A 5,591-nucleotide genomic window follows, 5' to 3' on the forward strand; every position below is an offset into this window, starting at 1 on the left:
CCCCGACGTCGGGGCGGTCGTCCTGCCGTACCGGGAGTCGGGCGGCGGGTACGGCCGGGCGGCGACGTGGGTCGCGGTGCCGACGGCCGTCGCGTTCCTCGTGGACACCGTGGTCCGTGGCTGGTGGGACGCGCTCGTGTGGCCCATGATCGGCGTGATCGTCGGATTCTTCGTGCTGTTGACGGTGTACTCCACCCGGCGGTACCAGAAGATCGTCGTCGACCACACGGGTCTGCGGGCCGGCAGGGACCACTTCCCCGCCACCACGATCGACCCGGGCGTGGTCGCGCACGTCGCCGCTCAGGGGCCGCTCCACGAGGGCGAACGCCTGCCGGACGGCACGACGGTCGTCGGGGGCAAGCTCGTCGGCGGGGCCTACGCCCCCACCCTGGGCGCCGGGCTCCTCCTGCTGCGCCTCACGGACGGAAGCTGGATCCGAGTGCAGTGCAACAAGCCGCAGCAGGTCGCCGCTGCCCTGCAGGTCTGCCTCGCGGGGGCGGCCGGCGCGCAGGTCTGAGCGACCGAGGGCCGTCTGGCTGGTGGGTCAGACGAGGCCGCCGCCCCACCAGGAGAGCACCCCGGCCCACACGAGAAGGGCGTCGTCGTCGCCGTCGAGGTCGCCGATCGTGAGCGAACGGTTGGTGCCCTCGGTGCGGATCGAGGCGAGCTCGTCGGGTCCGCGCCACACGCGCGCTGCGGTCGGCAGGCTCGGATCCAGGTCCCGTGGGTCCGTGGACGCGGTGGCGGCGCGGACCGCCCCGACGGGCACGAGCTCACCGACGCGTGCCCGGCGCTGTGGCTTCACGATCTCGGCGACGGGTGAGCCGTCCGCGAGGGTCACGTCGCGCACGCTCCAGCCACCCTCGTCCCGACGACGCCACCCGGGGGTGCTCCGCAGGAGTACCTGACCCTCGAGGTCGAGCAGCTCGACGACACGCAGGTCCTCGCCGGCCACGGACGTGTCGGTGACGAGCTCGTCCACGATTCCCCAGGCGAGCTTGCCCTTCGAGACGGGCTTCGCCGGGAGGCGGCGGACGAAGGCGAAGGGGGTGTCGTCGCCGATCAGATAGATGTCACCGGTCCAGCCGAGCGGGGCGACGGAGCCAGGCGCCCGGGGGGCGGGGACCTCGAGGGCGCGCGGGAGGAGCGCCGCGGTCCCTGACTGGCTCCGGTGCAGGGGACTCTCGGGAGCGCGGGGGACGCCGACCGCTGGCCGTGGGGGGCCGACGAGGGCGCCGGGGGCGCGGAGTCGGCGTGTGGCGTCGCGGACGGTCTCGCGGGCGTCCGTGATGCCCGCCCGGGCGTCGTCGAGACGGGAGAGGGCAGCTCGGCCACGGTCGGCCAGCTGGTCCGGGACGAGGGAGTCCAGCCGGGGAAGGCGGCTCCAGCGTGAGGAGCGTGGTGCCGAGGGCCCGCGATCAGGGTCGGCAGGCTCGCCGGCCGGGGCCTGCTCCTCGTCCTGCGGGCGGGGGATCGGGGCGGCCCCGTCGTCGTCGTTGTGCGCCACGGGGCCCAGGGTACTGGAGCAGGTTCCGGAGGGCGCCGGGCCGGTCGGCCGATCCCGCGTCGGGACTGACGTGCCAGCGCCGCTCCGAGACGCCGGCGCTGACCGGGGACAACTCCCCATGGTCGGGGGGGTCCTGCGTCTGGCAGCATGGCGACGCGCGGTGGAGAGCCGCGCGGACGAGAGGACATGACGATGACGCTTCGCGTCGACACCGAGGCCATCGATGCGGCGGCGATCTCGCTCGGAACCACCGCGGGGACGCTGGGGGACCTGGCAGGCGACATCGCTCAGCAGGCAGCAGCTGCCTCGGCAGCAGGTGGCCACCCGCACGTCGTTGCGGGCGCGAGCGAGTTCGGAGACTACTGGGGCGCTGGTCTCGGCGCCCTGGCGGTGGCGCTGGGTGAGCTCGCGACGCAGTTCGGCGACGCTGCGGCGGCCTATGCGGAGCAGGACCAGGTGCTGGCCAACGGTGCGAGGGAGCTCCGATGACCTACTTCGTCGACGCACCGGCGCCGTCCGCTCCCCGGCTCGCCCCGGTCGAAGGTGACCCGGAGGGGGTACGTACCGCCGCCCGCGGCCTCGACACGGTGCACGACGGCCTCGGCGACGCGCTGCGTGCGCTGCGAGCCCGAGCCCGTGCACTCGGCGACGACTGGGTCGGGGTCGCCGGCGAGGCGGCACCCGTCGCTGTCGAGGGTGTCGCGCTGCTCGTCGAGAACGTGCAGGGGGCGATGAGCACGGGAGCCGGCGCGCTGCGGACCTATGCCGACGCGCTCGAGACGGCGCGCGCGACCGTCGCCACGGCACAGGGGTTCGCCGACGACGCGGCCGCGTCGTGCGGCTCGGCGCTGCGGACGATCGACACGACGGCGAGTCCCGACATGGCCTTCTACACCGGCCAGCAGCGCCAGGCGGCGATCTGGGACGCGCAGGTGGCGTTCCAGGCGCAGACCGCCGCGGCGGACCGGGCTCGGGAGACGCTCGAGGCCGCGGCGCTCGCGTGCCGCCGCGCGCTCGAGGACACCCGTTCGGTGCTGGTGCGGGGGCACCGGGAGTCGTTCGAGGACTACGTCAACGGCATCGTCACCAACGGTCTGAGCCGGCTTCCCGGCATGGCCGGGCACGAGGGGACTCTGGGCTCGACGGTGTGGGCGGCGACGGCGGCAGGCGGGGTCGCCTACTCGGGCTTCTACACGGCGAAGTACGGCGCGGCGCTGTGGATGCACTGGGCCAGGGACAAGATGCTGACCCAGAACTCGGTCTCGAGCCTGATCGTCAAGGCTCTGAGCCCGCGGCTCGACGCTCTCGGGCTCCGGCTGGGCCTCGGCGCCGGTGTCGGCGCGAACACGTTCAACGGGCTCAACGCCTTCGGACGGGTCATGTTCGGCACGTCCGGGGTGACCGGGACGGTCGGTGGGGTGACGCCGTGGGCAGCCGGTCGGGCGGCTGCCGCGGCCGCTGACACCGGCGCTCTGCGCGCCGGCCTCAGTGCAGGCGCGAAGGCTTCGGGCGTCCTGCGTGGCCTGGGCGTGGTCGGTGCCGTCGGCGCGACAGGCATGAGCCTCGTGAACGTGGCCTCCCAGGGCAACCCGATCGATGCGTTCCAGGAGAACGGCATCGACTACGTCGCGGACGTCGCGGAGCTCGGTTTCAACGTGAGCCTCACGGCTGCGATGATCGCCCCGAACCCCGTGACGATCGGTGCCGCCGTCATCACGGGAGCGATCTACGGCACGACCGAGATCATCGCGCACTGGGACGAGATCGAGGACCTCGCCGCGAACGGCGCGGAGATGGTCGCTGACGGATGGAACGCCACGACCGAGGTCGTGGGCGACGCGGTGGACGCCGGCGTCGAGAAGGCAAAGGAGTTCGGCTCGTGGCTCAACCCGTTCGACTGACCGAGGGGCTTCCCGCGGCGATGGACCGTCGCCGCCGGCGCTTCCTGCTCTTCCCCGACCACCTCGCGGTCCTGGGCCAGCTGGCCCAGGAGGGCGTGGCGGAGGAGGGGCTGGAGGTCGCCGTCGAGGCGCTGCGTGAGGCCGGTGTGATCGGTGCCGACGGCGCGGTCGACCCTGCGGCCGCGGAGCTCGCCCAGGCGCTGGCGGGGAGCTCGCTCCTCGTCGACGTCGAGACGAGCAGCGACGACGGGATCGTCTACCACGGCCTCGCCTTCGCCTCGATCGGCGGCGTGGCCGTGTGCTGGGCGCGCTCGGGCTGGCCCGGGACGGCGCAGGCCGAGTACCTCCCGGTCGACGTCGGCATGGTCGTGCCGTGGATCGCCACGACGGTCGGGCTCGGGCGGGAGGGAGCCGCAGGGGACGGATCCCTGCCCGACGTCCTCACCACGACGGTCGGCGCGCTGTCGCCGTCCGACGACACGGGGGCGCCCGACGACTCGGCGTCACCCGGCGGGGCAGGGGCAGCTGAGGTTCTCGACGCCGCCAGGCTCACCTGGCGCGTGACGGTCCACGGGCCCGGCCGGTCCACGGTCCGCGCGCTCGCGGTCGTCGACGCGGGGCCGCTCGGCCTGTGGGAGCGAGTCGCGCCCGCCGAGCCGTTCGGGCTCGACGTCCCGGATCCCGCGACGCCCGTGGTCCTCGAACGGCGGAGCCCCGGTGACGTGTGGCGTGCCCTCGTCGGCCTGCTGCAGGACGTGGGCGAGGTCGCGGCGTCCTGACGGCCTGCGGGGCCCGGACCGTCTGGACGCGTCGCCGCCTAGACTGTCCGGGCCCTGTGGACCCCGAAGAGGAGTGACCGTGCCGTCGACCCTGCAGTTCCCGAGCGAGCAGTTCCCCGCCTACCCCGGGGTGAGCCTCGACCAGCCGGACGGCTGGCAGCCGCTCCCCGAGGTGGGCCTGCCGCTCGCGCTCGCGAAGGACGCCGACGGCGGGGAGTTTCGCGCGAACGTCATCACGGTCCTCAACCGGGTCCGGGCCGAGCACACGCTCGAGCAGGCGACCGGCGAGGTCGTCGCACGGCTGACCGCGTTGCCCCAGTACAAGGAGCTCGGCCGGTCGGAGATCGAGGTCCAGGGGCACGCCGGGTTCCGGATCGAGGGGATCTTCGCCGAGCCGACCCTCGGAGCACTCGTCCAGGCAGTGCGGATCGTGCTCGTCGACCGCGGCCCGGTCAAGGACCTGGTCCAGGTGACGGGGTCGTGCACGGGTGCACAGATGCCGGGCACGCTGCCGGAGATCCGTGCGATCCAGGACAGCCTGCGCGTCGTCCTGTGAACGGAGAGGTGACGACGGACGCGGCACCGCTCGACGACGTGCTCGCGGCCCTGCTGGATCTCGGCTCCGGCGACCTGCCGTACTCGACATCCGTCGAGGAGTGGAAGCACGGTGCCCAGGTCACGCTGACCTGGACGGGCTGGGAGGCCCGGTGGCGCTCGTTGCTCGGGGCGGGGCAGACGGCCAGGTCGTACCGGCTCGTGGTGCGGCTCGACGCCCGACGCGCGGTCTACCGGTTCACGGAGATCAGCGGGAGGTCGCGCAGGAGCGTGGCCGCCTCGCCGGTCGGTGTCCACGCCGAGGCGCGCTGGGACGGCCACCGCGGCAAGACCTTCGGTGCACGGTCGGGGAGCCTGGTGGTCGCGCAGCGAGTGACCTCGTCGGGGGACCGGGCCTACGAGGTCGCGCACCTCGCCGCCGTGTCGGCGAGCCCGTCGACCATCAAGGTCCCGGTCTTCTCGACGCTCCGGTCGCTCGGCTGGCGGCCTCGCGTCGACAACCGCTTCCTGCGCCTCTTCGAGAGGTGAGGCTCACGAGCGGAGGCTGCCCCTGACCGCGGCCACCCGCCCCGCCGCGCCGTAACATTAGGCCGGATCATGAGACGCCATTCCACTAGGCGAGATTCGCTGGCAGTGTGAAGGTTCACCTCAGTCGTACAATCGAGTGGTTCTCCCGTTGGCGGCCGCGGACTCACCCGGACAGCCCGCGTGACCGGTCCGCCCACCTCCTGCGGGCCGACCTCCCCTCCTCGACCGGAAGGCGTTCTTTCCTGTGAGCAGCTCTCGTCCTTTGCGTGTCGCCATTGTTGGCGCTGGTCCTGCTGGTATCTATGCGGCGGACATTCTGTC

At 73.2% G+C, this 5,591-nt stretch carries 7 protein-coding genes; 6 read left to right on the forward strand and 1 reads right to left on the reverse strand.

Translation table 11 applies throughout. The features are described 5' to 3' along the window. Positions 1–517: hypothetical protein (locus H9652_RS15060; protein ID WP_225228299.1), on the forward strand; the 517-nt coding region annotated here is incomplete at its 5' end. A gap of 27 nt (positions 518–544) precedes the next feature. Here the strand turns inward: H9652_RS15060 and H9652_RS15065 are convergent. Then, positions 545–1,507: a hypothetical protein gene (locus H9652_RS15065; RefSeq protein WP_191796969.1), complete on the reverse strand. Its 963-nt coding sequence runs from the start codon at positions 1,505–1,507 to the stop codon at positions 545–547. Between the two features lie 186 nt (positions 1,508–1,693). Between H9652_RS15065 and H9652_RS15070 the strand changes: the two genes are divergently transcribed. From H9652_RS15070 to H9652_RS15090, 5 genes are all read left to right on the forward strand, one after another. Continuing rightward, positions 1,694–1,996 (forward strand): hypothetical protein, encoded by a 303-nt coding sequence (locus tag H9652_RS15070; protein ID WP_191791755.1) that lies wholly within the window; start codon positions 1,694–1,696, stop codon positions 1,994–1,996. After that, a complete protein-coding gene (locus tag H9652_RS15075; RefSeq protein WP_191796970.1) occupies positions 1,993–3,408 on the forward strand; it encodes a hypothetical protein in 1,416 nt (471 codons plus the stop codon). The genes H9652_RS15070 and H9652_RS15075 overlap by 4 nt, the downstream gene beginning before the upstream one ends. Next, the gene (locus H9652_RS15080; protein WP_191796971.1) at positions 3,387–4,187 is read left to right on the forward strand and encodes a hypothetical protein; all 801 of its coding nucleotides are present in this window, start codon (positions 3,387–3,389) and stop codon (positions 4,185–4,187) included. Before H9652_RS15075 ends, H9652_RS15080 begins: the two co-directional genes overlap by 22 nt. Before the next feature lie 79 nt (positions 4,188–4,266). Then, on the forward strand, positions 4,267–4,743 hold the full coding sequence (locus H9652_RS15085; RefSeq protein ID WP_191796972.1) for an LpqN/LpqT family lipoprotein: 477 nt from the start codon (positions 4,267–4,269) through the stop codon (positions 4,741–4,743). A gap of 8 nt (positions 4,744–4,751) precedes the next feature. Then, a complete protein-coding gene (locus H9652_RS15090; RefSeq protein WP_191796973.1) occupies positions 4,752–5,270 on the forward strand; it encodes a hypothetical protein in 519 nt (172 codons plus the stop codon). The last annotated feature ends 321 nt before the right edge of the window (positions 5,271–5,591 follow it).

The sequence above is a fragment of the Oerskovia rustica genome (assembly GCF_014836555.1).
Taxonomy (GTDB): Bacteria; Actinomycetota; Actinomycetes; order Actinomycetales; family Cellulomonadaceae; genus Oerskovia; species Oerskovia rustica.

Bases quoted from the DNA above. Each gene is read 5' to 3' on its own strand.
- H9652_RS15070 (WP_191791755.1), top strand. From the start codon at position 1,694: ATGACGATGACGCTTCGCGTCGACACCGAGGCCATCGATGCGGCGGCG.
- H9652_RS15075 (WP_191796970.1), top strand. From the start codon at position 1,993: ATGACCTACTTCGTCGACGCACCGGCGCCGTCCGCTCCCCGGCTCGCC.